This window comes from Klebsiella electrica, from assembly GCF_006711645.1.
In the GTDB taxonomy this organism is placed as follows: domain Bacteria; phylum Pseudomonadota; class Gammaproteobacteria; order Enterobacterales; family Enterobacteriaceae; genus Klebsiella; species Klebsiella electrica.
In genome coordinates this window covers 1265930-1291902 of the sequence record NZ_CP041247.1, presented here as the reverse complement: position 1 = coordinate 1291902, position 25973 = coordinate 1265930, and the positions used below count along the sequence as shown (strand labels likewise).

The 25973-nt window shown below is 58.5% G+C and carries 22 protein-coding genes; 3 read left to right on the top strand and 19 right to left on the bottom strand.

Going from position 1 to position 25973, the window contains the following annotated elements; all coding sequences use genetic code 11:
- Position 1: 1 nt before the first annotated feature.
- The 5 genes from rodZ to Electrica_RS06205 form a co-directional block, all read right to left on the bottom strand.
- A complete protein-coding gene (gene rodZ / locus Electrica_RS06225) occupies positions 2–970 on the bottom strand; it encodes a cytoskeleton protein RodZ (RefSeq protein WP_141963937.1) in 969 nt (322 codons plus the stop codon).
- Positions 971–1242: 272 nt separating this feature from the next.
- On the bottom strand, positions 1243–2409 hold the full coding sequence (locus tag Electrica_RS06220; RefSeq protein WP_100683313.1) for a bifunctional tRNA (adenosine(37)-C2)-methyltransferase TrmG/ribosomal RNA large subunit methyltransferase RlmN: 1167 nt from the start codon (positions 2407–2409) through the stop codon (positions 1243–1245).
- Positions 2410–2742: 333 nt separating this feature from the next.
- On the bottom strand, positions 2743–3174 hold the full coding sequence (gene ndk, locus Electrica_RS06215; RefSeq protein ID WP_100683314.1) for a nucleoside-diphosphate kinase: 432 nt from the start codon (positions 3172–3174) through the stop codon (positions 2743–2745).
- A gap of 160 nt (positions 3175–3334) precedes the next feature.
- The gene (pbpC, locus tag Electrica_RS06210) at positions 3335–5659 is read right to left on the bottom strand and encodes a peptidoglycan glycosyltransferase PbpC (RefSeq protein ID WP_141963935.1); all 2325 of its coding nucleotides are present in this window, start codon (positions 5657–5659) and stop codon (positions 3335–3337) included.
- The gene (locus Electrica_RS06205; protein WP_141963933.1) at positions 5660–10609 is read right to left on the bottom strand and encodes an alpha-2-macroglobulin family protein; all 4950 of its coding nucleotides are present in this window, start codon (positions 10607–10609) and stop codon (positions 5660–5662) included.
- Positions 10610–10818: 209 nt separating this feature from the next.
- Here Electrica_RS06205 and sseA point away from each other — a divergent pair, with 209 nt between their 5' ends.
- On the top strand, positions 10819–11667 hold the full coding sequence (sseA, locus tag Electrica_RS06200; RefSeq protein ID WP_100683317.1) for a 3-mercaptopyruvate sulfurtransferase: 849 nt from the start codon (positions 10819–10821) through the stop codon (positions 11665–11667).
- 99 nt (positions 11668–11766) lie between these two features.
- On the opposite strand, the gene sseB is transcribed toward sseA, so the two are convergent.
- The 11 genes from sseB to trmJ form a co-directional block, all read right to left on the bottom strand.
- Positions 11767–12543 carry an enhanced serine sensitivity protein SseB gene (sseB, locus tag Electrica_RS06195; RefSeq protein WP_141963931.1) on the bottom strand — a complete coding sequence of 259 codons (777 nt, stop codon included), beginning with the start codon at positions 12541–12543 and terminating at the stop codon, positions 11767–11769.
- Between the two features lie 97 nt (positions 12544–12640).
- Entirely contained in the window at positions 12641–13927 is a 1287-nt protein-coding gene (gene pepB / locus Electrica_RS06190) for an aminopeptidase PepB (protein WP_141963929.1), read from the bottom strand.
- 197 nt (positions 13928–14124) lie between these two features.
- Positions 14125–14325, bottom strand: a complete 201-nt coding sequence (iscX, locus tag Electrica_RS06185; protein WP_100683320.1) for a Fe-S cluster assembly protein IscX — start codon at positions 14323–14325, stop codon at positions 14125–14127.
- A 1-nt stretch (position 14326) separates the two neighbouring features.
- Entirely contained in the window at positions 14327–14662 is a 336-nt protein-coding gene (gene fdx, locus Electrica_RS06180; protein ID WP_004866372.1) for an ISC system 2Fe-2S type ferredoxin, read from the bottom strand.
- 1 nt (position 14663) lies between these two features.
- On the bottom strand, positions 14664–16514 hold the full coding sequence (gene hscA / locus Electrica_RS06175; protein WP_141963927.1) for a Fe-S protein assembly chaperone HscA: 1851 nt from the start codon (positions 16512–16514) through the stop codon (positions 14664–14666).
- A gap of 15 nt (positions 16515–16529) precedes the next feature.
- Positions 16530–17045 carry a co-chaperone HscB gene (gene hscB, locus Electrica_RS06170; RefSeq protein WP_032686491.1) on the bottom strand — a complete coding sequence of 172 codons (516 nt, stop codon included), beginning with the start codon at positions 17043–17045 and terminating at the stop codon, positions 16530–16532.
- Between the two features lie 193 nt (positions 17046–17238).
- Positions 17239–17562 carry an iron-sulfur cluster assembly protein IscA gene (gene iscA, locus Electrica_RS06165; RefSeq protein WP_004866380.1) on the bottom strand — a complete coding sequence of 108 codons (324 nt, stop codon included), beginning with the start codon at positions 17560–17562 and terminating at the stop codon, positions 17239–17241.
- Positions 17563–17577: 15 nt separating this feature from the next.
- On the bottom strand, positions 17578–17964 hold the full coding sequence (gene iscU, locus Electrica_RS06160; protein WP_004866383.1) for a Fe-S cluster assembly scaffold IscU: 387 nt from the start codon (positions 17962–17964) through the stop codon (positions 17578–17580).
- A gap of 26 nt (positions 17965–17990) precedes the next feature.
- Positions 17991–19205 carry a cysteine desulfurase gene (iscS, locus tag Electrica_RS06155; RefSeq protein WP_047663380.1) on the bottom strand — a complete coding sequence of 405 codons (1215 nt, stop codon included), beginning with the start codon at positions 19203–19205 and terminating at the stop codon, positions 17991–17993.
- A 174-nt stretch (positions 19206–19379) separates the two neighbouring features.
- Positions 19380–19871: a Fe-S cluster assembly transcriptional regulator IscR gene (iscR, locus tag Electrica_RS06150; RefSeq protein ID WP_041146727.1), complete on the bottom strand. Its 492-nt coding sequence runs from the start codon at positions 19869–19871 to the stop codon at positions 19380–19382.
- 229 nt (positions 19872–20100) lie between these two features.
- Positions 20101–20832, bottom strand: a complete 732-nt coding sequence (gene trmJ / locus Electrica_RS06145; RefSeq protein ID WP_100683324.1) for a tRNA (cytosine(32)/uridine(32)-2'-O)-methyltransferase TrmJ — start codon at positions 20830–20832, stop codon at positions 20101–20103.
- 120 nt (positions 20833–20952) lie between these two features.
- On the opposite strand from trmJ, the gene suhB reads away from it, so the two are divergent.
- Positions 20953–21756, top strand: coding sequence for an inositol-1-monophosphatase (gene suhB / locus Electrica_RS06140; protein WP_131048772.1), 804 nt, complete (start codon positions 20953–20955; stop codon positions 21754–21756).
- A 41-nt stretch (positions 21757–21797) separates the two neighbouring features.
- Here the strand turns inward: suhB and Electrica_RS06135 are convergent, their stop codons facing one another.
- Together Electrica_RS06135 and Electrica_RS06130 are read right to left on the bottom strand one after the other, a co-directional pair.
- Positions 21798–22778, bottom strand: a complete 981-nt coding sequence (locus Electrica_RS06135; RefSeq protein WP_141963925.1) for a nickel/cobalt transporter — start codon at positions 22776–22778, stop codon at positions 21798–21800.
- Positions 22769–23407 carry a DUF1007 family protein gene (locus Electrica_RS06130; protein WP_100683327.1) on the bottom strand — a complete coding sequence of 213 codons (639 nt, stop codon included), beginning with the start codon at positions 23405–23407 and terminating at the stop codon, positions 22769–22771. The genes Electrica_RS06135 and Electrica_RS06130 overlap by 10 nt, the downstream gene beginning before the upstream one ends.
- Before the next feature lie 124 nt (positions 23408–23531).
- On the opposite strand from Electrica_RS06130, the gene csiE reads away from it, so the two are divergent.
- A complete protein-coding gene (gene csiE / locus Electrica_RS06125; protein ID WP_141963923.1) occupies positions 23532–24809 on the top strand; it encodes a stationary phase inducible protein CsiE in 1278 nt (425 codons plus the stop codon).
- Here csiE and Electrica_RS06120 read toward each other — a convergent pair.
- A complete protein-coding gene (locus Electrica_RS06120) occupies positions 24806–25939 on the bottom strand; it encodes a 3-phenylpropionate MFS transporter (RefSeq protein WP_141963921.1) in 1134 nt (377 codons plus the stop codon). The genes csiE and Electrica_RS06120 overlap by 4 nt on opposite strands.
- Positions 25940–25973 lie beyond the last annotated feature (34 nt).

The window sequence follows — 25973 nt, the reverse complement described above, 5'->3', positions numbered from 1 at the left end:
GTTACTGCGCCGGTGATGTTTCGGCATTAAGGGTCAGACGCGCAACCTGGTTAGTTCTGATAAAACGACTTAAATCGACGGGTTTACCCAGATACTGAATCTGTACCGCTGCCGGCGCACCAATTTTCAGTTTATAAGGCGCCTGACCGCTCAGGTTCAGATTACCGCCTTTACGTTGCAAACCGCTGAACAGTTTCTTGCCGGTGGCATCGCTCACTTCCAGCCAGCAGTCGGCAGAGAAATTCAGGACCAAATCCTGGGCCGCAGCGGCCGTAGCGGCTGCGTTAGCCGGAGCGGTTGGCAGTGGAGAAGTCGGCGCAGCGGCAGCCGGCGCGCTATCCACATTCGCCTGAGATGGCGCCACAACGGCGTTATTATTAACCGGTGCCTGGGTAGAGGCCGTCGGTGCAGTTGTGGTATCAACCGGCGCACTGTTGGCGGTGCTGTCCGGCGCCGTGTTGCTGGCACCGGTATCCAACGGAATACTCTGGCTGCTGTCGCCCGCATTCAGCTCAGCGCTTGACTGGTCGGCCATCGAGGTAATCTCTTCCTGCTGGGCCTTATGGTCTTGCCACCACCAGGCGCCGCTGAGGCCAATGACCACAAACAGCACCAGCCAGGTGAAACTCATCAGCCAGCCGTCACGCTTTTTACGGCGTTTTCCCAGCGAGAAACTCTGCATCGGCGCGACTTTCGCCGCACGAATCGGGGCCTGTTTTGCCATCATTGGCAGCAGTTCATCTTCCGGAATGTGCACAAGGCGCGCATAGGAGCGGATGTAACCGCGCAGGAATGTTGAGGCCAGATCGGCAGGCGCCTTGTCGTCTTCAATATCACGAACCGTGGAAACTTTCAGGCATAAGCGCTCAGCCACCGCTTGCTGGCTGAGTCCGAGTTGTTCACGGGCATGACGTAGACGCGCGCCCGTCGTATTTGCTTGTTGATGGTCTTGAGTGGCTTCAGTGTTCATTCGACAACTACTGGTACGTGAATTTAAAGTTCAGCGCCGGTTAAACCCGCGCCGCGAAACATCTGCTAAACGTCATACGAAAAGTATAAGTCCGTATGACCCACTATCACAGATACTTATGAATATTGAATGCTAAGCGGTTGTAGTGCCGCTACATACTGCCTCAAAGTCGACAAAAACGCACCGTAATTATTGCCCGAATCCGCGTATTTCGCCTGGCGATTAGGCATAAATCCGCAGCGCATGCTTCATGCCATGCGCTGCGTCATTTATCAGACCGTCTTCACATCAATGGCTTCGCCCTGCATGCGTTTACGCAGCGTACGTTTGGTCCGGTCGATAACGTCGCCGGCCAGCTGCCCACAGGCGGCGTCAATGTCATCGCCGCGCGTTTTACGCACGATAGTGGTAAAGCCATATTCCATCAGCACCTTGGAGAAACGGTCGATACGGCTGTTGGAGCTGCGGCCATACGGCGCCCCCGGGAACGGGTTCCAGGGAATCAGGTTGATCTTGCACGGCGTATCTTTTAACAGCGCCGCCAGTTCATGGGCATGCTCGGTACCATCGTTGACGTGATCGAGCATGACGTACTCAATGGTGACGCGACCCTGGTTGGCGTTGGACTTCGAAATATAGCCGCGGACCGAATTCAGGAAGGTCTCAATGTTATATTTCTTGTTGATCGGCACGATTTCATCACGAATCGTATCGTTAGGCGCGTGCAGGGAAATCGCCAGCGCCACGTCTATCATATCGCCGAGCTTATCCAGCGCCGGGACCACGCCTGAAGTAGAAAGCGTCACACGACGTTTCGACAGGCCAAAACCGAAATCGTCCAGCATGATTTCCATCGCCGGGACGACGTTAGTCAGGTTCAGCAGCGGCTCGCCCATCCCCATCATCACCACGTTGGTGATCGGACGTTGACCGGTAATTTTGGCCGCACCGACGATTTTCGCCGCGCGCCATACCTGGCCGATAATTTCTGAAACCCGCAGATTGCGGTTAAAGCCCTGCTGCGCCGTCGAACAGAATTTACACTCTAATGCGCATCCTACCTGCGACGAAACGCACAGCGTCGCACGATCGTCTTCCGGAATATAAACCGTTTCCACGCGCTGATCGCCGACGGCAATCGCCCATTTAATGGTCCCGTCGCTGGAGCGCTGCTCCTCAACGACTTCCGGGGCGCGGATCTCCGCGACTTCCTTCAGCTTGTTGCGCAGCACCTTGTTGATATCGGTCATATCATCAAAGTTGTCGCTGCAATAGTGATACATCCATTTCATCACCTGATCGGCGCGGAAGGGTTTTTCACCCATGTTTTTGAAAAACTCGCGCATCTGCTGACGGTTCAGGTCCAGCAGGTTGATTTTGGCATCGTTGTTCGGCACCGTCAGAGCGGCGGTATCAGGTGTGACAATATGTTCAGACATAATCTATTCCGGCCTCGTTGTTACACGTTATGGCCCCAGGAGGGTTGAAAAAAAGAAACGCCCCTATGAACGAGTGCTCGTCCAGGGGCGCTGCATTGTACAAATTCTGCTGCATCAATACCACGTTTGCACGCGGCAATGATGAAAAAATCTGTTACTGCGTACTTAATCCTCTATGGCTTTTCGATTGTCGAAAAGACGAGGACCAGACTCTCCAAAGTATTTCAGGTCACGGCGAGGCGGCAAGTTCGCGCCCCCCGGGAACATAGATAGCTATGTGACCGGGGGGTGCGAATGACGCCAACAAAGCAGTGGCCTGAAAGACACAGGAGATTAGCGAGTGCGCGGGCAAACCTCGCCTTCTGCAAAGAAGAACGCGATTTCGCGAGCCGCAGACTCAACGGAATCGGAACCGTGGGTGCCGTTCTCGGTGAAGCTGTCGGCGTAGTCTGCGCGCAGAGTGCCTGCCAGCGCGTTGTCCGGGTTGGTTGCGCCCAGCAGGTCACGGTGACGCTGAACGGCGTTTTCGCCTTCCAGAACGGAGACCACGATCGGGCCGGAAGTCATGAACTCAACCAGGCCGTCGAAGAACGGGCGACCTTCGTGCTCAGCGTAGAAACCGCGAGCCTGTTCAACGGTCAGGTGCAGCATTTTGGTGCCGACGATTTTGAACCCTGCTGCTTCAAAGCGGGAAAAGATGCCGCCAATAACGTTTTTTGCCACCGCGTTTGGTTTGATGATGGAAAAAGTACGTTCAATAGCCATGATTACCTCTAATAAAATGTTCTGTTGTTGCGCATACGATCGTATGGCCTGGCGCGCATTATAATGAGCAACACCGGCGCTGCCTATGGATGAAGGTAACATTTTGTTAAAATAAGACGAGTTTTAGCAACACATAAAACAGGGGATTGGGCATTTCGCGCTATTGCAGCGTAAAATTCGCCGTCGCCACCTGGCCACTCTCGTCCATGACCACCAGTTGATAACTGTCGGGCCGCTCCAGCGGCAGCGTCGCACTGGCACCGGCGGCGGTCTGTGGTTCACCATTGAGAAACCACCAGCGCCGCCCTTCGCCACCGGTGGTCTGCAGCGCCAGCATGACCCGCGTCGTTCCCGGTAAACGTTTAATCACCGCCCCCTCACGCACGCCCGACAGCACCAGCGGTGCCACGTCCGTCGCCTGCGGCGGCGGGCAGTCCGGCGAAACCGGGCCTGAACGTGCAGCCCGCCGCTCCGCAGGGGGCAGCCAGGGCTCCAGCGGCAGCGGCCAGACATCGATTATCTTCCGCACGGCGCCGGGACAATCCGCCGCCACCCGCCGCCCCTGCCCATCTAACCAGACAGGGAAGCGAATACCGCGCCCCTCTTCCTGGCCCGGCAACAGCAGCGTCGGCGGCTGGCTGTCATCCAGCAGCCATGTCGCCAGTCGACGTCGGCAGTTACTATCGCCTGGCGCCAGATTCTGCCCGCCAGGCCAGCAGATCGTTGCCGCGCTGACCGTCTGCGGACGCGGGTCGGTAGGCAGACCGCCGCGCCCCGTGGCCGGGCGCGCCAGCAGCATATTATTGACCTGGTTCAGCAGAGGTACCGCGCTGGCAAAACCAAACTGCCCCACCACCGGAGTGCCGTCAGGCCGCCCGGTCCAGATGCCGATCAGGTAGCGGGCATTGACGCCAATGGCCCAGGCATCGCGATAGCCGTAGCTGGTGCCGGTTTTCCACGCCAGCGGAACCACCTGCACCAACGAAGCGTCCGATACCGGCTGGGCTTCGCCCGCCAGTATTCGCCGGATTATCCATGCCGCGCCCGGCGACAACAGCGGTCTTTCCACCAGCGGGGCGTCCGGCGTCATCCGCAATCGCGCGACCTTGCCATGACGGGCGAAGGCGCTGTATCCAGCCACGATATCTTCCAGCTTTGTCCCCGCCCCGCCGAGGATCAGCGACAGGTTGGGTTCCGCGCCGATCGGTAATATCAGCGGCAAACCGGCATTGCGTAAGGTGGCGGCGAAGCGCTTCGGCCCGTAGGCTTCAAGCACCTGAACCGCCGGAAGGTTCAGCGAACGCACCAGTGCTTCGCTGGCGCTGACCGGGCCATGAAAACCGCTGTCAAAATTTCCGGGACGGTAGTCGCTAAAACGGCGCGGCACATCCTGTAATAAAGAGGCCGGATGAATAAGCCCATCATCCAGCGCCATACCGTAGACAAACGGTTTTAAAACCGACCCCGGCGAACGAACCGCCGAGACCATATCGATATGCCCGAAGCGGCTATCGTCGGAAATATCCGCCGAACCGACCCAGCCCCGCACTTTCATATTGGTATGGTCGACGACCACCATCGCCAGCGAGCTACGCGGCGGCAGGCGCGATTTCCAGTTGAGCGCCAGATCTTCCAGCTGCCGCTGGAGCCCGGCATCGAGCGTCGTCACCACTTTCCCTTTGCGGCTGCTCGCCAGTATCCGCCGGGAAAAAAGCGGTGCCAGCTGCGGCATCTGTCGTGGAAACAACCATACCGGTTCTTCAATCGCTTCCTGTACCGCCTTAGCGGGCCAGACGCCCTGGCTGCGCATCCGCGCCAGGACTTTATCCCGCGCGGCCTGAGCCCGCTGCGGCCAGCGATCGGGACGTAAACGACTTGGCGCCTGCGGCAGCACGGCCAGCAGCGCCGCTTCGCCATAGCTGAGTTGCGCGGGGGGTTTGCCGAGATAGGCCCAGCTGGCAGCGCCAATCCCCTGCAGCGTCCCGCCAAAGGGAGCGCGGTTAAGATACAGCGTCAGGATCTCGCTTTTTGATAAATGCCATTCCAGCTGCAGCGCGCGCCAGAGCTGGCGCAGCTTGCCGCCGAAGGTGCGGGGATGAGGATCGAGCAGCCTCGCGACCTGCATGGTCAGGGTGCTGCCGCCGGAGATGACTCGCCCGGCGGTCAGGTCCTGCCAGGCCGCGCGAAAAACCGCAAACGGATTTACGCCCGGATGCCGCCAGAACCAGCGATCTTCATACTGGATCAGCGCCTGCAGATAGCGCGGCGACACATCATTGAGAGCGACCGGATAGCGCCAGACGCCCTGCTGATCGGCAAAGCGCCACAGCGGCGTGCCATCTTCCGCGACCACCACCCGGGCCGGTGCCACCTCCTGCAGCGGTAACGGCCACAGACGATCCGCCGCCAGCACCGCCAGCCATAGCATCACGATCAACGCCGCCAGCCAGCGCCAGCGGCGTTTTACCTGTCGCAACGCCCGCATTTACGGGGTAACAGTCAGCGGGCCGCTGGCCGCGCCGGTCGCCCGCCACTGCGGAATATACATCGACTCCACCTGCGGCTGCGGAACCTGATATGTTCCCGGCGTGACCGCGCGCGCCAGGTACACCAGCGTCACCGGCTGCCCTTCGTTAATCGCCACGGCGGCGACGAAGCGATCGTCACGGAACTCGATATGTTGAATATCCGCCTGCTGCATCTGGCTAAGCAGGTTCTGCACCGCGTCGCCGTTCTCCTGCAGGCTGGCGCTGCTGTTCGCCAGATTCTGGTTTTCCAGCTCCAGTCCCGCCGGCAGCAGGTCGACCACCAGCGCATCCGGAACGTTGCGTTTGGCGGTGACCTCCAGCTTCACCAGCACCAGCTCGCCGCTACGCAGCGAGGTCAGCGATTTCTGCTGACCGCGGGTGTCAAAGATTTGACGTTCAATACCCAGAACGTTCCCCGTGGCCTGCGGCGCAGCGAGCGGGTATCCGCTGCTGTCAAGACGCAGCCAGAGCGGTCGATCGCCGGTATTGCTGACCTGCAGGGAGGCCAGTTGTTCAGCGCTCAGGTTGCGGGTCTGCGCTTTATCCGCCGAGAGCGGCTGCGCCTGTAGCGACGTTTGCGCCTGCCAGTTGCCGGGTAAATCCTGTAATGTCCGGCCAGCCAGGAACAGCGCGTTAGTCTCCTGGGTTGAAAGCCAGCGCTGACCGTAGGCCTCTTCCGCGAGGTTGCTCAGTAAGGTGTTCTGCGCATCCGGCAGCAGTTGGTTCTCCTCCAGCAGGGCCAGCTTCAGCGCATCGTCGCGCAGCGCGCTACCATAATCGCCCAGCCAGCGATCCGTATCCTGACGCGGCGTGCTCATCGCCAGCGTCAACGCCTGCTCAGCGCGCGGCGCATCGCCCATCGCTTTGAGGGCGATACCCAGTTGCAGCAGAGGCAGGCCAGAACGCGCCTGCTCATGACGGCTCCAGATTTCGCGTAGGGCGCCAAGGGGCGCTTTTTGCTGACGGGCCAGCACCAGGGCCGCATAGGCCTGAGCGGCGAAACGGCTGGCCGCCGCGTCATCGCTGTAGCGAACGGTCATCAGCCCCGGTTCCTGCAGATAGCGCAGCAGACGCTGGTTACCGTTATTCATCGCCTGAGCCGGTACGCTATAGCCCTGCTCGCCTGCTCTCACGAGGAAATCCATGGCATAGGCGGTCAGCCAGTACTCTTCCGGCCCTTCTTTGTCCCACAGGGCGAATCCGCCATCGTCACGCTGCATATGCAGCAGTCGGGAAATACCGATGTCCACCGCCGCACGACGTTTTTCATCGCTGTCGCCGACGATACCCAATGCTTTGAGCTGCGCGGCATTGGTGTAAAGCGACGGGAACAGTCCGCTGGCGGTCTGCTCCAGGCAGCCATAAGGATAGGCTTTCAGGTCGCGAATGTAGCGGGCGAGATTTAGCGGCGGCTTCCCGCTGAAGACCAGTTGCCCCTGCAGCGTCGCCGGCGAGAAGCCCTGCGTTTGCCCGACAGGCGCCTGCCAGCTTTCCCCCGGTTGCAGCACCACGCCGTTATTCACGGTCTGCGCCGGGAAGGCCGGACGCACGCCAATTTTCCACTGTTTGCGCATCGGGGTGAAGGTCTCGCCCGGCAGGGTCACGCCGGTAATCGTGGCGTTCACCTGACCATCGCCGAAGCCATCGCGGGCACTCACCGGGACAAACAGCGTGCTGCGCGCGCCGGGCGCCAGCTGTAGCGGAGGAATGGCCGCGCCATCGAGCTGCAGCAAACCGCTGGCGCTCAGCGCGACATTCAGCGTTTGCGGCTTGTCGGTGAGATTACGCAGATCCAGCGCCAGCCGGGTTGCGTCGCCGCTGGCAAGGAAGCGCGGCGTATTCAGATCGGCAATCACCGGCGCGGCCACCACCACTTTCTCGTCGCTGCTGCCAAAATCATCGGCGGTCCACGCCTGCGCCATCACACGCAGTTCGCCGTTGAAATCGCCAATCGGCAGCGTCACCGCCCCTTCGCCACGCTCATCCAGTACCACCGGCTGCGCCTGCTGGGCAATAATCGTGACGTGGTTAACCGGCGGTTTTCCGCCGCGTTTGAGTTCGTCGCCGTCGCCGCCGAAACGCAGGCTGGCGAGACGCCCCTGCCCTTCAATCACCTGACCGTAGATATCATAAATATCCGCGCCGTAACGTTTCTGACCAAAGAAGGCATCCCACGGATCCGGAGTGGCGTAATCGGTGATGTTCAGCACCCCGCTGTCTACGGCGGAGAGCAGCACATTGACCTGTTTCGGCACTTCCCCCTGCGCCACGCTGGCTTTGATTTTCACCGTCAGCGGCTGATTCGGGCGCATTTTTTGTGGAGCATCCAGCGCCAGCGTCAGGCGCCGGTTTTCATCGCCCAGCGGCAGGTGCAGCAGGCCAACCGCCCGTTTCGGCGTCGCCGAGCGGGATTTATCTCCGGGGCGAATCACCAGGGTGCTGAGGTAGAGATCGTGACGGTTCCAGGTTTTATCGACCAGAATCGACAACTCCATGCCATTCGCCGGGACGTCAATTTCCTGCCACCACAGCGGCCCTTCGCTCGATTCTACCATCGCATAGCCTTTCCCCGCCGCCGGGGCGGCGATATGCAGTTTGATGGTGTCGCCGGGTTTATAGGCGGCTTTGTCCAGCTTCATGGTGACCCGATCCGGACGCGCTGCGCCTGTGCCATCGCTGTTATCCTGCCAGCTGTAGCCCGCCCAGAAGCGCACGCTGCTGATGACGTCATCGGGGCCTTTCACTTCCAGGCGGTAGGAGCCCCACTCCACCGGGAAACTCACTTTCGCCGTTTGCCCGGCCTGCAGATCCAGAGATTGTTCGCCTTCCTGCAGATCTTTTTGATCGAACTGCGACTGCCAGCCTTCGCTGTCAGACCAGTTCCAGTAGTAGTCGCGGCGCTCGCGAATCAGCCGCACCTGTAGCCCGGAGACCGCTTTTTTCTCGCCTTTGGCGTCGGCATAAACAATCTCAAACGCCGCGGTGCTGTTTTCATCCACCACCGGCTGTTTCACCGTTGTGTCGGTGCGATAGTCGTAGACCTCTTTGAGGGCAAACTCCGGGCGAATGCCTGGCAGCGTATCGGCAGGCCAGATCGGCTGCTGCACGGTGCGGGTAACCGGTCGGCCACCTGATTCCAGCAGGCTGGCCTGTAAAACCACCTGCAGCGGCGAATGGCTATCCTGCCACTGGCTGGCGGTGGTGACGTCGGCATGGCCTTTTTCATCCAGCGTCGTCTGGACCTCATCCAGGCTGCGGGAGAGGTTTTCTTCGGCAATATCACCAAACTGGAAGCCCGGCAGCGCCGCAACCGCATCGCGCAGCGGGCGCAGGAACAGTTTCCCCTGTAGCTGATTGCCGCTGGCCGGGGCGCCATACAGATAGGCGCCGACGACGCCGAAGTGCACATCGGCATCCGTGGCCAGCGGCGCGTTTTGCGGCGTCAGATTCAGCGCCATCCGCTCAGGCATAAAATCTTCAACGTGGAAATCCCACTCGCGCGGCTGATTGTCGCCGGTACTGGCGCGGATATGCCACATCCCGGTCGGTGCCCCGCTATCAAGCGGCCAGGTAAACTGATACAGACCATTGACCGGTTTGCTGACCAGCGAGCGGATCACCTGCCCGTCCGGCTGCACCACGTCGAATTTCACCGGCTGCTCGGCCAGCGGCTTGCCGTCGCCGTCACGAAGCAGCGCGTTAAGGATGACCGTTTCTCCCGGGCGATACAGATCGCGCGGACCGAACATAAAGAACTGCTTGCTGAATCCCGGAGCGCCGGCAATCGAGAACTCGGCCAGATCCAGGGCGGGAAGTTTGAGATCCAGCAGGGTGGTCTGCCCGTCTTTTCGCGCCAGCAGCAGCGCCGCGTCTTTATCATTAGTTTGCAGGGTAACGTGACCCTGGCCGTCGCTTTTCGCCTCGGCGAGGGTTTGCCCTTTCGCATTCAGCAACAGCACATCGATACCAGATTGCGCCGCACCGTCCTCCAGGCTCTGGGTAAAGACATCCAGCCGGTTGTGATAACGGTGCGCCGATACGCCGATATCGCTCAGCGTAAACAACGTCGCGGCGTTGCTATAGCTGTAGCGCCCCGCCTGGTTCATCACCGCAACGTAGACACCCGGCTGCTGCAACGGCTTAATATCGGCCAGCGGCAGCAGCAGTTTCTCCCGCGTATTGCGCGCCGGATTGAGATCGAAACGCCCGGTATAGACCAGATCGGCCATTTTCAACAGCTCGTCAGACTCCCAGTTACTCAATGAGTTACGGTATTCCCACTGGCTGACGAAAGCGGACAGCGACTCCGGCTTGATACGGAAAAAGTTGACGTCGACATTGTCGACGTTGAGCGCCATGACCGGCAGCCCGGCGATCACTTTGCCCGGCAGCAGCGAGCCGCGACTGGCGAAACCGACGCTCGGGGCAATATCGCGGGTGGTAATGGTTTTTTCAAAATGGCTATCGAAGGTCGCCGCGTTCAGCGCACTCAGCGTCGGGTCAACGGTGACAATCAGTTCGCGTTTCGGCTCAAGATGGCGTAGCCGCAGCGCTTTCAGATCCGGCGACAGTTCCCAGGCGCCATCCACCTTGCCGCTTTTTTTATCGACAAGATGCACGCTGCGTGAGAAATCCTGATCGGGATTAAGCGGTACAGAGAAGGTGAGCACCATCGCCGCCGCGCCGTCCAGCTGGAGTTCCGAGGCGTCCAGCAGCGTCAGCGCTTTACCTTTGCTTTTTTCCGCCAGTGCCGCCAGCTGCGCGCTGTCCGGTTTTGTCGCGCCGGTTTGCGCAGCGGAAGAGTCGGCTGGCGAGACGGCCTGCGGTTTACCGCTGTCATCGCATCCGCTGAGAGAGAGTGCCGTCAATAGCGCCAGCGACAGCGCCGCTAAACGAAATGGTTTCATCCTTTAACCCCTTGGCCAAAACAGCCAGTGCCTGTAGTGAACTCATTATTATGCGCTAACGCTGGAATTACCAACAGCCACCCTGCCAGAATCTGACTATCACTATTTTATCCTCCATGACCGCGTCGCAACTTCGTCCTCCATAACTTGTCAGGCACCGAGAAAACGTCGACAATTCATTGATTGATGAATAATAAAACGGAGTCTCCATGTCTACCTCGTTTTTCGTCGCCGCTGACTGGTTAGCGGAACATATTGATGACCCGGAAATTCAGATTATCGATGCGCGAATGGCGCCAGCAGGCCAGGAAGCCCTGCGCGATATGGATGCGGAATATCGCGCGGGCCATATTCCCAACGCCGTATTTTTCGATATTGAAGCGCTCTCCGACCACACCAGTCCGCTGCCGCACATGATGCCGCGAGCGGAAGCCTTCGCCGTCGCAATGCGCGAGCTGGGGGTCTGCAGCGATAAACATCTGGTGGTTTACGATGAAGGCAATCTCTTCTCCGCCCCGCGCGCCTGGTGGATGCTGCGCACCTTTGGCGTCGAAAATGTCTCGATTCTCGCCGGCGGCCTGGCCGGCTGGCAGCGCGATGAACTGCCACTCGAACAGGGCGTTGCCGATATTGCGGAAGGAGAATTTGACGGACGCTTCGATCCGCAGGTGATCAAACGGCTGACCGATGTGCTGCTGGTCAGCCATGAGGGATCGGCGCAGATCGTCGATGCGCGTCCGGCCGCGCGTTTTAATGGTCAGGCGGATGAACCGCGTCCGGGGCTACGTCGTGGCCATATTCCCGGCGCGCTTAACGTGCCGTGGAGCGATCTGGTGATTAACGGCGAACTGAAAACCGTGGATGAGCTGAATGAGATTTTCATTCGCCAGGGCGTGAATTTCGAGCGACCGATTATCGCCAGCTGCGGCTCCGGCGTCACGGCGGCGGTGGTGGTGCTGGCGTTGACCACGCTCGGCGTTAACGGCGTGTGCCTGTACGACGGCTCGTGGAGCGAATGGGGCGCCCGCACGGATTTGCCCATCGAACCGGCGCAGTAACCGTGAACATTCCCGGATTGCGGCGTACCGCCTTATCCGGGCTACACCAGGGCACTAAACCGTAGCCCGGGTAAGGCATAGCCGCTACCCGGGAAAGAGTTAAATAATGCGGTTCTGTTTAAAGTCGCGCAGGAAACTGCCCCAGCGCTTTTCATAAAATGGCGTGATATGGGCAATCATAAAATGGCTGATCCCCTTCTCGCCTTCCACCACCTGACAGATATCAATCGGCTCATCGCCAGGTAACGTATCGGTCGCCACGCTGCCGGTCGCCTGGATAACCTCTGCGATATCACCTTCGGCTTCAATACCGATCAGCAGGTTTGCCGGCGCATCAGCGCTATCTTTAATTGAGCAAAGAAACGCCCGCCTGACGGTCTTCAACGTTTTAAACAGCGTGGTCAACGAGTCAATCATCTGCGCCGGCGGCTCGGCGACTTCAGACAACAGCAGAGACTCGCCGCCTTCGAGCACGGTTTGCGTGCTGAGCGGGCTGCCCTCTTCCCCCAGCAGATGGCGGATCTCATTGGGCATAAACTCTTTACCGGTTGCCAGCTTTGCATTGAGGAACAGCGTTTCGCCGAGCGTCATCGCAAACAGCGTCCGTGCCGGCATCACCACAAACGATTGTTCATCTTCAACCGCCTGCTGCAGCGCTTCCAGAGAAGTGAAAAACGGAATCACCGAGGCGCCATCGTCTTTCTCCCAGTGCTGCAGATCGACGGCACTCTCTTCGACAATCGGCTCACCTTCCGCCGCCGCTCCCGGAACCCACACGGTGGATTCCAGCAGCGTACGGAAAAATGCCGGACGGTGACCTGGCTCGGTCGCCGCCTTTTCCAGCAGAGTTTCTAATTCATTTTTAGTTTCGGACATAGTTTGGCTACTTCACAATTGCCCGTCGGCGCTACGCTTGCGCGGGCCTACGGGTTCTGTAGGCCGGGTAAGCGTAGCGCCACCCGGCAAAAAAAGATTACTCGGCCGTCAGCAGATTCGCTATGGTACGCACGCCGAGGCCGGTAGCGCCAGCAGACCACTGCTCAACCGCCGCTTTACGATAGGTCGCCGAGCAGTCGATGTGCAGCCAGCCCTGATGATAATTTTCAACGAAATGCGACAGGAAACCGGCTGCGGTGCTGGCGCCAGCCGGATAGGCCGCGCTGCCGGTGTTGTTCAGTTCGGCGAAGTTAGACGGCAGTTGACCACGGTGGAACTCGGCCAGCGGCAGGCGCCAGAAGGCTTCGTTTTCTGCCTGCGCGCTCGCCAGCAGGCGGTTAGCCAGCGGGTCGTCAAAGCTGAACAGCGCATGGTAGTCGTTGCCGAGCGCGGTTTTCGCCGCCCCGGTCAGGGTGGCCGCATCGATGATCAGCTCAGGTTTCTGCGCCGAGGCGTCAATCAGGCCATCCGCCAGCACCAGGCGGCCTTCGGCATCGGTGTTCATGATTTCCACGGTCTTGCCATTGCGATAGCGAATAATGTCGCCCAGTTTAAAGGCGTTACCGCTGATCAGGTTGTCTGCACAGCACAGATACAGCTTCACGCGTTTGTTCAGGCCGCGGGTAATCGCGAACGCCAGCGCGCCGGTAACCGTTGCCGCGCCGCCCATATCGGATTTCATCGAATCCATAAACGCGCTTTGTTTGATGCTGTAGCCGCCGGAATCGAAGGTGATGCCTTTCCCGACCAGGCAAGCGTACACCGGGGCTTCTTTATCGCCGGTTGGGTTGTAATCCAGAGCCAGCAGCACCGGAGGACGCTCGGAGCCACGGCCAACGGTATGCAGGCCAAGATAGCCTTGCTCGCGCAGGTCTTCGCCTTTTGTAATACGGTAAGTCACGTTGTCGCAGGCGACGCTGCACAGCAGATCGACCGCGCGCTGAGCCAGCTGTTCCGGGCCAAGCTCTTCCGCCGGCGCGTTAATGGTATCCCGCACCCAGTCAATAATCGTCAGCCGATTGTCCAGCTCGCTTTTCTGCGCGTCGTCCAGCGCCGGCCATTCCACCTTGCGGCTGCCCTTCGGCCCTTTGTAGCCGGCCCAGAATGCCCACGCACGGTCGGTATCCCAGCCTTCGCCGCTCAGCGCGACGTGCTTGATCCCCATCCCGTCGACTTTACGCGCCGCGCGCTGAATCAAACCGAGGTCGTCTTTACCGTTCAGATGCAGGGTGATGCCGTCATTATTAATGCTGTAAGCCGCTTTTTCTCCCCAGCGCGCGTCGGCAGGTTGGGTCGTCAGCGTAATCTTCATGGCTTCGGTCATTTTATCTTTATCCTTATTTGGCAAAGGAGCCGCATTTGGCAAAAGGGCCGCCAAAAGGCAGCCCATATTATTTTTCCGCTGATTCACGCTGCAGGAGAAGGCGCTCAGCCGCTCATTCCCCGGACTCACAGATAACTGTGCGGCGGGAGTGAGCAACCACGACCCACGCATCTGCGGCGTGAAGCATGTTACGGAAATTATTCTGCTTCATCTAACCAGACTAGCAGAATCGCCTCCAGAATTTTTTCATTGGATGCGGTCGGATTGTCATCAAACTCTTCCAGCTCGCAAATCCACTGATGCATATCGGTGAAGCGCACGGTTTTCGGGTCGAGATCCGGGAAGGCGTCATACAGCGCTTCACCAATTTCACGACTATCGGTCCATTTCAGTCCCATATTAATGCTCGCGTGCGTGGTTGATAGTATAACGCGGGATCTCGACGACCAGATCATCGTGGGTCACGCGCGCCTGGCAGCTCAGACGGCTGTCGGGCTCCAGCCCCCAGGCCTTATCCAGCATATCATCTTCATCTTCGGTACTTTCGGCCAGCGAGTCAAAACCTTCACGCACGATGCAGTGGCAGGTGGTGCAGGCACAGGATTTTTCGCAGGCGTGTTCAATCTCAATGCCGCTGCGCAGAGCAGCATCCAGAATGGTCTCACCGATCTCAGCTTCCACAACTACGCCATCCGGGCACAGGTCCTGATGGGGCAGAAAAACAATCTTTGGCATATTAAACCTCGTCCACGGATTGGCCTTTCAGCGCAGTACGGACCGACTGGTCCATGCGGCGTGCGGCAAATTCCTGGGTTTGTGTGTCTGTATTTTTAATCGCATCTTTAATCGCGTCGGCGTCATCGCCTGCGGCAACCGCACGCAGCTGCGCCGTCGCTTCATCGATAGCCTGACGTTCTGCGGCGCTTAGCAGCGCGGCATCGGCGGCCAGCGCACTTTCCAGGCTCTCAAGAACGCGCGCGGCTTCGACTTTTTGCTCAGCCAGCATCCGCGCCTTGATATCCTGTTCGGCGTGACTCATCGAATCTTTAATCATGGTGGCGATTTCGCTGTCGGTCAGGCCGTAGGAGGGCTTGACCTGAATGGAGGCTTCGACGCCGGTCAATTTCTCCATCGCGGTAACGCTCAGCAGGCCATCGGCGTCGACCTGGAAGGTAACGCGAATGTGCGCTCCGCCCGCCGGTAGCGCCGGGATACCGCGCAGCGCAAAGCGCGCCAGCGAACGGCAATCCTGCACCAGTTCGCGCTCGCCCTGCATGACGTGGATAGACATCGCCGTCTGGCCATCTTTAAAGGTGGTGAACTCCTGCGCACGCGCCACCGGAATCGTGGTGTTGCGCGGGATCACTTTCTCCACCAGACCGCCCATCGTCTCCAGCCCTAAAGAGAGCGGAATAACATCGAGCAGCAGAAGTTCGCTATCCGGTTTGTTGCCCACCAGAATATCGGCCTGAATCGCGGCGCCAATAGCCACCACTTTGTCCGGATCGATGGTGGTCAGCGGCGTGCGGCCAAAGAACTCACCGACGCGCTCACGAACCAGCGGCACGCGGGTTGAACCGCCGACCATGACCACTTCCAGCACCTCTTGCGCCGCCACGCCCGCATCTTTCAGCGCGCGACGGCAGGCTAACAGCGTGCGTTTCACCAGCGGCGCAATCAGCTCATTAAACTGGTCACGGGTAATATCCCCCTGCCAGCCGCCGACGCTAACGCTGACGGAACCGGCATCGCTGAGGGCGATTTTCGCCGCGATCGCCGCATCCAGCAGTTCGCGCTGCAGGCGGTTGTCGCTACGATCGCTCAGCCCGGCCAGTTCGCGCAGATAATCCGCCAGCAGATGGTCAAAGTCATCGCCGCCCAGCGCGGAATCGCCGCCGGTCGCCAGCACCTCAAAGACGCCGCGGCTTAAGCGCAGCACCGAAATATCAAAGGTGCCGCCGCCAAGATCGTAAACCGCGATCACCCCTTCCTGGCCGGAATCGAGGCCGTAGGCAATGGCCGCGGCGGTCGGCTCGTTCAACAGGCGCAGTACGTGCAGACCGGCCAGTCGGGCGGCGTCTTTGGTGCCCTGGCGCTGGGCGTCGTCAAAGTAGGCCGGGACGGTAATCACCACACCGTCGAGTTCGCCGGACAGGGCTTCCGTTGCCCGGGCAGCCAGCGCCTTCAGGATGTCGGCGGAAACGCGCACCGGGTTGAGCAAACCGCCGGCGGTCTGAATCATCGGCAGACCATTTTCGCTGGCCTGCAGCTGGTAAGGCAAATGGGGGTAACGCGTCTGGATATCGGCCAGCGAGCGCCCCATCATCCGTTTTACGGAGCTGATGGTGTTAACCGGGTCGAGGGCCGCATTGTGTCGGGCGTCGTAGCCGACGCTCAGGCCAGATTCATGGTAGTTCACCACGGAAGGCAGCAGGTAGCGCCCCTGATGGTCGGGCAGAGTTTCGGCCTGACCGCTACGCACGGTAGCGACCAGCGAATTGGTGGTGCCCAGGTCAATCCCCGCCGCCAGACGACGCTGGTGCGGCGCGGCACTCAGACCAGGCTCACTAATTTGTAATAAGGCCATAATTGCTTCCGAAAATTAAAAATCGAGCAGCTTTTCTTCGAGTTGTTCTGCAACGCTCTGAAGTTTATCGAGAAAACGCAGTTTACGCACGGTATCCGCCGCCGCGTCCCACGTCTCGCTATTTAATTGTTCGACAACCTGCTGATGACGAACGTCGTACATCCCCTTCACGCGTTTAATAAATGCCGCCAGACGTTCTTCATCCTGCGATTTTTCAATCTCATCCAGCTCTTCGCGCAGCTCCAGCTGTTCCATCAGGAAGGCGGTATCGCGCACGGTGTGCTGCTCGCTGGCTAAGTCATAGCCGTGGAGCGAAAGGAGATATTCGGCGCGGGTCAGCGGGTGACGGAGCGTTTGCCACGCCTGATTGATCGTGGCGGATTGCTGCACGGAGGCGAGCTGTTCGGCCGCGCTCGCGCTGGCGAACTTGTCGGGATGATACTGGCGCTGCAAATCCTGGTACCGGACAGCCAGCTGTTCTTGCGAAAGGGTATAACTGACCGGTAACCCGAAGAGGGTGAAATAGTCCATAGTAACCTCAGGGTTAACGAGATAAAGCAAACCCCACTCACGGTTCACCGCGGTGGGGTCCTCTACCCGTGCATGCCGGGCCGCCTCTGCGTGGGCTGTCGTCGTTTACCCGCAGGACCGACTGCTGTCAGCCCCCGGGATTCACGCGTTTACCGCCCTGATGCGGCCTGAAACACGTCGGATAGTGGCGGGATTATACGTTAAAGCTTTCGCCGCAACCGCACTCATCTTTGACATTCGGGTTAGTGAATTTAAACCCTTCGTTCAGGCCTTCTTTGACGAAGTCCAGCTGAGTGCCGTCGAGGAACTGCAGGCTTTTGCCGTCGATCACTACCTTGACGCCTTTATCTTCAAACACGGTGTCTTCTGCCGCCGGCTCGTCAACAAATTCCAGCACGTAGGCCATACCTGAGCAGCCCGAAGTGCGGACACCCAGGCGCAGACCGAAGCCTTTGCCGCGGTTGGCCAGGAAGGAATTAACTCGCGACGCTGCGCTGTCGCTAAGAGTAATCGACATACAATAACCTCTTAATTATTTCGCTTCACGTTTGCTTTTATAATCCGCAATCGCGGCTTTAATCGCGTCTTCCGCCAGGATGGAGCAGTGAATTTTCACCGGCGGCAGTTCCAGTTCATCGGCAATATCGGTGTTCTTGATAGCCTGAGCTTCGTCCAGGGATTTCCCTTTCACCCATTCGGTAACCAGGGAGCTGGAGGCGATAGCAGAACCGCAACCATAGGTCTTGAAGCGCGCGTCTTCAATGATACCTTCATTGTTGACTTTAATCTGCAACTTCATCACGTCGCCGCACGCCGGTGCGCCAACCATGCCGCTGCCGACGCTGTCGTCGCTGTTGTCAAAAGAGCCGACGTTGCGCGGATTCTCGTAATGATCGATAACTTTTTCGCTGTATGCCATGATGAATTCTCCTTATACCCTACCGATTAATGATGTGACCATTCGATGCTGTTCAGATCCACGCCCTGCTTGAACATATCCCACAGCGGAGAAAGATCGCGCAGACGGCCGATGGATTTACGAACCAGATCAATGGTGTAGTCAATCTCTTCTTCGGTAGTGAATCGACCTAAAGAGAAACGGATAGAACTGTGTGCCAGTTCGTCAGTCATGCCCAGTGCGCGAAGCACATAGGACGGCTCAAGGCTTGCGGAGGTGCAAGCAGAACCGGAGGAAACGGCCAGGTCTTTCAGCGCCATAATCAGCGACTCGCCTTCAACATAGTTGAAGCTGACGTTGAGAATGTTCGGCGCGCCCTGCTCGAGGTCGCCGTTGAGGTAAACCTCTTCCATATCTTTTACGCCGTCCCACAGACGGTTACGCAGACCGCGCAGACGCGCCATCTCGGTTTCCATCTCTTCTTTGGCGATACGGTAAGCTTCACCCATACCGACGATCTGGTGGACTGGCAGGGTACCGGAACGCATGCCGCGCTCGTGACCGCCGCCGTGCATCTGCGCTTCAATGCGGATACGCGGTTTGCGACGAACGTACAGTGCGCCAATACCTTTAGGACCATAAATTTTGTGACCGGAGAAGGACATCAGGTCAACTTTCAGCTGGCTCAGATCGATAGGCAGTTTGCCCACGCTCTGGGTGGCATCAACGTGGTAAATGATGCCACGCGCGCGGCACAGTTCGCCGATGGTGGCGATATCCTGCACCACGCCGATTTCGTTGTTGACGTGCATGATGGAGACCAGGATGGTGTCGTCACGCATCGCGGCTTCCAGCTCTTTCAGATCGATAATCCCGTTGCGCTGCGGCGCCAGGTAGGTGACGTCGAAACCTTCACGCTCCAGCTGGCGACAGGTATCCAGAACCGCTTTGTGCTCGGTTTTGCTGGTGATAATGTGCTTGCCTTTTTTCTGATAAAAGTTGGCTGCACCTTTAATCGCCAGGTTGTCGGATTCCGTTGCACCGGAGGTAAAGACGATTTCACGCGGATCGGCGCCGACCAGTTCAGCAATCTGATTACGGGCGATATCAACCGCCTCTTCAGCCTGCCAACCGAAACGGTGTGAACGAGAGGCCGGGTTACCAAAGGTCCCGTCCAGGGTCAGGAACTGCATCATTTTCTCGGCAACACGCGGATCCACCGGCGTTGTTGCGGAGTAATCGAGGTAAATCGGTAATTTCATTGCTCTTTAACTCCGTACATCACTCAATGCAAGGAACCAGGCAACCGGCTTGATGTACGACCGGGGACACGGGATGTCGCAACATTCCGGCCTGATTCTGAAATCTCTTTTTTATCGTTTTACTCTGACCTTTTCAGCCTGCCGCAGCGATGCCGCAAGCTGAAACAGGATGAGTTACGCACGCAGCTTGACGTCAATGGCGTCCTGAGTGCGGGTATTGCGCTGGGATTCATGGCTATGCTGACGACCTGAAACATCGAGGATTTCCTGGTTATTCACCAGTTCACCCAGGGTGATATTGTTCAGGAAGCTGGTCAGACGTTCGCTCAGGTCACGCCACAGCGCGTGGGTCAGGCATTTATCGCCGCCCTGGCAGCCGCCTTTACCCTGACAACGGGTCGCGTCAACCGATTCGTCTACTGCGCTGATCACTTCGCCTACGGCGATGCTGCCCGCTTCTTTACCTAACAAATAACCGCCGCCTGGGCCACGTACGCTGGATACCAGACCATTTTTACGCAGACGGGAAAACAGCTGTTCCAGATAGGACAGCGAGATCCCCTGACGTTCAGAAATATCAGCCAACGGAACCGGGCCCGATTCAGAGTTGAGCGCAACGTCCAGCATCGCGGTCACAGCATAACGCCCTTTAGATGTCAGTCTCATGTCTTACTTAACCTCAAACTCGCCCCTGCCCGGGCTTTTTATTAATATGGGTATTGCATAGCAAGGGCAAGTCTGACATTCCCGAGTAATTTGGTCAACTATTTACTTGACTGTTTTAGTCAGGTATTTAACCATCCGTGCGGTCTCTATTTGCCCACGGCGCTGCGCTGCGCTACCGACAAAACCGCAGGCCCGTACAAGCGCCGCCGCCGGGCAGCAACGCACGCAATTACTCTTTATTGTTCTGCTCAATCGACGCCAGCATACCACGCAGGATATTCAGCTCCTGGCTTTCCGGGCGCGCGCGGGTAAACAGACGACGCAGTTTGTTCATCACCTGCCCCGGGTGGCTGGCGCGAATAAAACCGGTGGCCAGCAGGGTTTGCTCGAGGTGGCCGTAGAAACGTTCTAAATCATCAACCAGCGGATACGGCGTCTCTTCGTGCCCGACTGCCGGTTCTTCCTGTTCCTGGGTAGCCAGCCAGGCCATACGCACTTCGTAGGCGATAACCTGCACCGCCATCGCCAGGTTCAGCGAGCTGTATTCCGGGTTTGCGGCAATAGCCACATGATAGTGACATTTCTGCAGCTCATCGTTAGTCAGCCCAACGCGTTCGCGGCCAAAGACCAACGCAACCGGTGCGTGCTGCCCTTCCGCCACGCTCTTCAGACCGCACTCGCGCGGGTCAAGCATCGGCCACGGCAGAGTACGTGAACGAGCACTGGTTCCCACCACCAGGCTGCAGCCGGCCAGGGCTTCATCCAGGGTATCGACGATCTGCGCATTGCCAATCACGTCACTGGCGCCAGCGGCCAGCGCGATAGCCTGAGAATCCGGTTTAACCAGCGGGTTAACCAGCCACAGATTAGTTAACCCCATGGTTTTCATGGCCCGGGCAACGGAACCCATGTTTCCAGTATGTGATGTTTCTACCAGTACGATTCGAATATTTTGCAGCATTATGGTTCTTCGGCTAAAGATTATTCACGCATGCTATCATAAAACGAAGACATAGGCAGAATTCGCTGTTACTATATGCGCCGTTTTTTCCCGTTCTTTAACATCCAGTGAGAGAGACCGATGCATCCGATGCTGAACATCGCCGTGCGCGCAGCGCGCAAGGCGGGTAATTTAATTGCCAAGCACTACGAAACCCCAGACTCCGTAGAAACCAGCCAGAAAGGCAGCAATGATTTTGTGACCAACGTCGATAAAGCAGCTGAAGCGCTGATTATTGAAACCATTCGCAAATCTTACCCGCAGCACACCATCATCACCGAAGAAAGCGGTGAACACGCAGGTGAAGATCAGGATGTTCAATGGGTTATCGATCCACTGGATGGCACCACCAACTTCGTCAAACGTCTGCCCCACTTCTCTGTTTCCATCGCCGTACGCATCAAAGGCCGTACTGAAGTCGCGGTGGTTTACGATCCAATGCGTAACGAACTGTTCACGGCGACCCGTGGTCAGGGCGCACAGCTGAACGGCTACCGTCTGCGCGGCAGCAACGCCCGCGATCTCGATGGCACAATCCTGGCGACCGGCTTCCCGTTCAAAGCGAAACAGCACGCAACAGCGTACATGAATATTCTCGGTAAGCTGTTTACCGAGTGTGCTGATTTCCGTCGCACCGGTTCTGCCGCGCTGGATCTGGCTTACGTGGCCGCAGGCCGCGTTGACGGTTATTTTGAAATTGCGCTGAAACCGTGGGATTTTGCCGCAGGCGAGCTGATCGCTCGTGAAGCGGGCGCGCTGGTCTGCGATTTCACCGGCGGTCACAACTACCTGATGAGCGGCAACATCGTGGCGGGCAATCCGCGCGTTGTGAAAGCCATGCTGGCGAATATGCGTGACGAACTGAGTGAAGCGCTGAAGCGCTAATTCTTCTCCCCTCACCCCGGCACACGGGGTGAGGGTGCTCCTTAAAAGGGTCGTAAGCCCCCGCCGACAGGCGCCGCACTGCTCCACATCACCAGCGCCGCAACCAGTAAAATCACACCGCCGGCCAATGCCAGCGTCGCCCAGGCAACGTGTTGCCACAGCGGTGGCGACTTATTGCCGCTGAGCTTAACGGCCAGTTGCCGGAAACCATGAACCAGTAGCGCCAGCCCGCTAATGGTCAACGACGTGCCTGCCGCCATCGCCAGTGCGGCCGCCATTCCCCAGTTAAACACGCCAATCACTTTACTAAACAGCAGGACCATAATCGCCCCGGAACAGGGCCGCATCCCCATCGAGAGGATAATGACCAGCCGCGCGCGCCAGTCATCGCCGCTTTGGAGTTGTTCCGGTGCCGGCATATGCTGATGCCCGCATCCGCACTGGGCATGATGAACGTGGTGCGGCGTAAAGGCGGTAAATGTCGGTCGCCGCAGCGCGGCCCGCAGCTTTTTCAGCGCCCGCCAGCACAACAGCAGACCCAGCGCCCCCACCAGTAAATAGCTGCCTTTCTCCAGCCAGAAGCTACTGAGATGCAGCTGCCTGGCCGGCAGTTGCAGGAGGGTTAACACCACCACCACCAGCGCAATCGCCACAACGCCCTGCAGGAGCGAGGCCGCCAGGGTCAGCATGATACTGGATTTAAGTTTTGCCGGATGAGTTGCCAGCCAGGTGGTAATCACTATCTTGCCATGCCCTGGCCCCAGGGCGTGCAGCACGCCGTAGATAAAACTAAACGCCAGCAGCGAGAACCCCGCCGCAGAGGGGTTTTCCGCAACGGCTTTCAGCAGACGGCTCAGCTCAAGATTCAACGCCCGCTGCCAGATGGCGCTTTGCAGCAAGACCTGCGGCCAGGCCTGCCACAGCCAGATCCCCGCGGCTGTCGCCAGCAGCAAAAACAGCGCCAGCGGCCACATCTGGCGCAGGCGCGAAGTGCGTGCGGCGTGAGAGAAAATTACGGACATGTCAGCGTCACCTTCTGCGCAAAGTAGGTTCCCAGTTCCATATCTTCCGGCGGCGCGTCGGCCTTATCGAGAGACTGGGCAAAGGCCGCCATTTTTTCATTCGGTTCCGGCGTGACCACCTTGACCTTGCATGTCGTGCGCAACGCGGCGGGCAGCGTGACATCGCTCGCTTTGTCATAGTGCATATCGACATAATAGGTCGGATCAAATGTCGACAACGTTAGCGTCTGTCCGGCCAGCGGCTGAGGTTTTGCCAGCGGCAGCGTAAACGTCAGCACCGCCTGATGCCCATCGCGTTCAAGACCATAGCCATCAGGCCGATTATCAAACTTCACCCGCTGACCGTTATGCCAGAGCTCGCTGAAGTAATGCTGGCCGAGTACGTTGGCCATCACTTCCGCCGCCAGTTTTTTCCACACTTCATCCCCAGGCTTTGCCTGCCCCGCATCGTAGAGCAGGTCTGCCGAAGTGATTTCATCCATCGTCCAGCGCATTTTAAAACCGGTGAGCAGCCCGTTGTCCGCCACGACTTCCGTTTTCAGGCTAATGAAGCTATGCGGGTGCGCCAGCACACTAAATGATAAAACCATGAAAAATGCCGCACTGGTGCATTGTTTCACTCTCTTCATCCGTTCCTCACGCGAAAAATTCTGTGAACTTAGCCAGCAATCCTGACGTAAAGGCGCCGGACTGCCCTGTTCTCCATTTATCCATTAGCTATTCTTAGCAAAAACCCTAACTGGGCCCCACCAGATGATGACCGTCATTGAACCACCATCTGCGCTTTCCAGTCCACAGCGCCGTAGTCAGGTACTGCTGATGTTTTATCTCCCCGGGCAGCCGGTGACGCCAGAACGGCTTAGCCACATCAACCAGGTTGATGAGTCAACGGCCCGGCAGGATATCGCAGAGACCGCACGCGAAATTCAGCGTTACCACCGACTGACGCTTTCGTCGCAGGTGGACGGCAGCTACCGGATTGAAGGTGCCGTCATCGATCAACGTCTGTGCCTGCTGCACGGCCTGCGGCGAGCGCTGCGTTTATGTCCGCATTTTATTGCCCACCATTTTACACCGGCATTAAAAACGCAGCTTAAACTACAGGGCATTGCGCGAACGCTGTATGACGACACCAATCTGCGGGCGCTGGTCAACCGCTGCTCGCGGATGCTCAACCGGCAGTTTGACTGTCGGGATATTCATTTCCTGCGCCTGTATCTGCAATATTGCCTGCTGCAACACCATCTTGGGCTCACGCCGGATTTTACCCAGGAGCAGCAGCGCTGGACGCAGCAAGCGGCGGAGTTCGCGCTCGCCCAGGAGATCGTTCGCCACTGGCAACGCCGGGTCGCCAGCACACCGCACGCCGGCGAACAGCTGTTCCTGACGCTGCTCTTTATGTTGTTAAAAACGCCCGATCCCATCCGCGACAGCCATCGCCAGGACCGGCGGCTGCACCTGGCCATCGACCGCTTAATTCATCGCTTCCAGGATCTGGCAGGACGGCCATTCAGCGATGACCAGGGACTGAGCGATCAGCTTTATATTCATCTGTCGCAGGCGCTCAACCGCAGCGTTTTCGCTATCGGTATTGATAACGCGCTGCCGGAAGAGATTAGCCGCCTCTACCCGCGTCTGATGCGCACCACCCAGGCCGCGTTGAGCGAGTTTGAAGCGACGTATGAGATAGCCTTTAATCAGGACGAGGTAGGACTGATTGCGGTGATTTTCGGCGCATGGCTGATGCAGAAAAGCGATCTTCATGAGAAACAGGTCGTGCTGCTCACTCACGACAATCCTGTTCTGGAACAGGCGCTGGAACTTCAGCTGCGTGAACTGACGCTGCTGCCGCTCAATATCAAATACCAGAGCGTGCGGGATTTTGAGAAAGAAGGAGCGCCGAAAGGTGTGGCGCTGGTCGTCACGCCGTATGCCACCGCGCTACCGCTGTTTTCGCCGCCGCTGTTTCACGCTGAAGAGATGTTCAGCGTGAAACAGCGGCAGCATATTTGTAAAATGCTGGAGGATTAGGCAACCGCTTTTGGCCGCAGCACCAGTGCCGGGAGGGCCACCAGCGCCATCACCCAGAATACGCCCTGGTGCAGGTGCTGATAGAGGAAGCCAGCGAAAACCGTCATCACCGCGATACTGCCGCCCATCGCCACGGCGGAGTAGACCGCCTGCAGGCGTATCACTTCGCTGCCCTGGCGCGCGGAGATATAGCGCATCGCCGCCAGGTGGCAGACCGTAAAGGTGCCGCAGTGCAAAATCTGGGTGACGATAAGCCACGGTAATGCCGTGGTCGCGCCCATCAGCGTCCAGCGCAGCAGACCGCACACGGCCGAAAGCAGCAGCAGTTCCCGGGCGCTGAAGCGACTGAAGACTTTTTTGCTCAGCGCAAAGATAACCACTTCCGCCACCACGCCCAGTGACCATAAATAGCCCACGGCAGAGGCCGAGTAACCGGCTTCCTGCCAGTAAATCGCGCTGAAGCCGTAGTAGGCGGCGTGCGCCCCCTGGAGCAGACAGACGCAGGCGAGAAAGCGCCAGCTTTGCCGTATCAGCGACAGCCAGGCCGCAACCCCTGCCCCTTCCTGATGGCGAGACGCCCCTTGCGGCATCACCGAGGGTTTCAGCAGCATCCCCAGCAGCATAGAAGCGACGCCGAGGCTGAGCAGCAGCAGAATAGCGCGATAGTCAAACAGGCTGACCAGCTTACCGGTGAGCGCCGAACCGATGACAAACGCTACCGAGCCCCACAGGCGCACCCGCCCGTAGTCCATAGTTATCTGTTTTTGCCAGGTGTTGGCCAGCGCATCGGTCAGCGGCACCAACGGAGAGAAAAAGAGGTTGAACCCCACGATCACCACCGTCAGCCAGGCAACGTGGTTCCCGGCCCAAAAGGCCAGGGCAAACAACAGCGCCAGTAGCGCGAGGAGACGCAGGGCGGAAATCAGCCGCGCGGGATCGCTGACCCGCGGCGCGATCAGCAGGCTCCCCAGGAAACGGGCCACCAGCCCGGCACCCAACAACATACCGATGGTTTCCGGCGTTAAGCCTGTCCCTGCCAGCCAGACGCTCCAGAAAGGCAGGAAAATGCCGTAGCTGAAAAAATAGGTGAAGTAACTAAGCGCCAACCAGCGCGTGGAGTGCAAGACCATGATTCCCTCCCGAATGGAGGCGATAGTCTGGCGA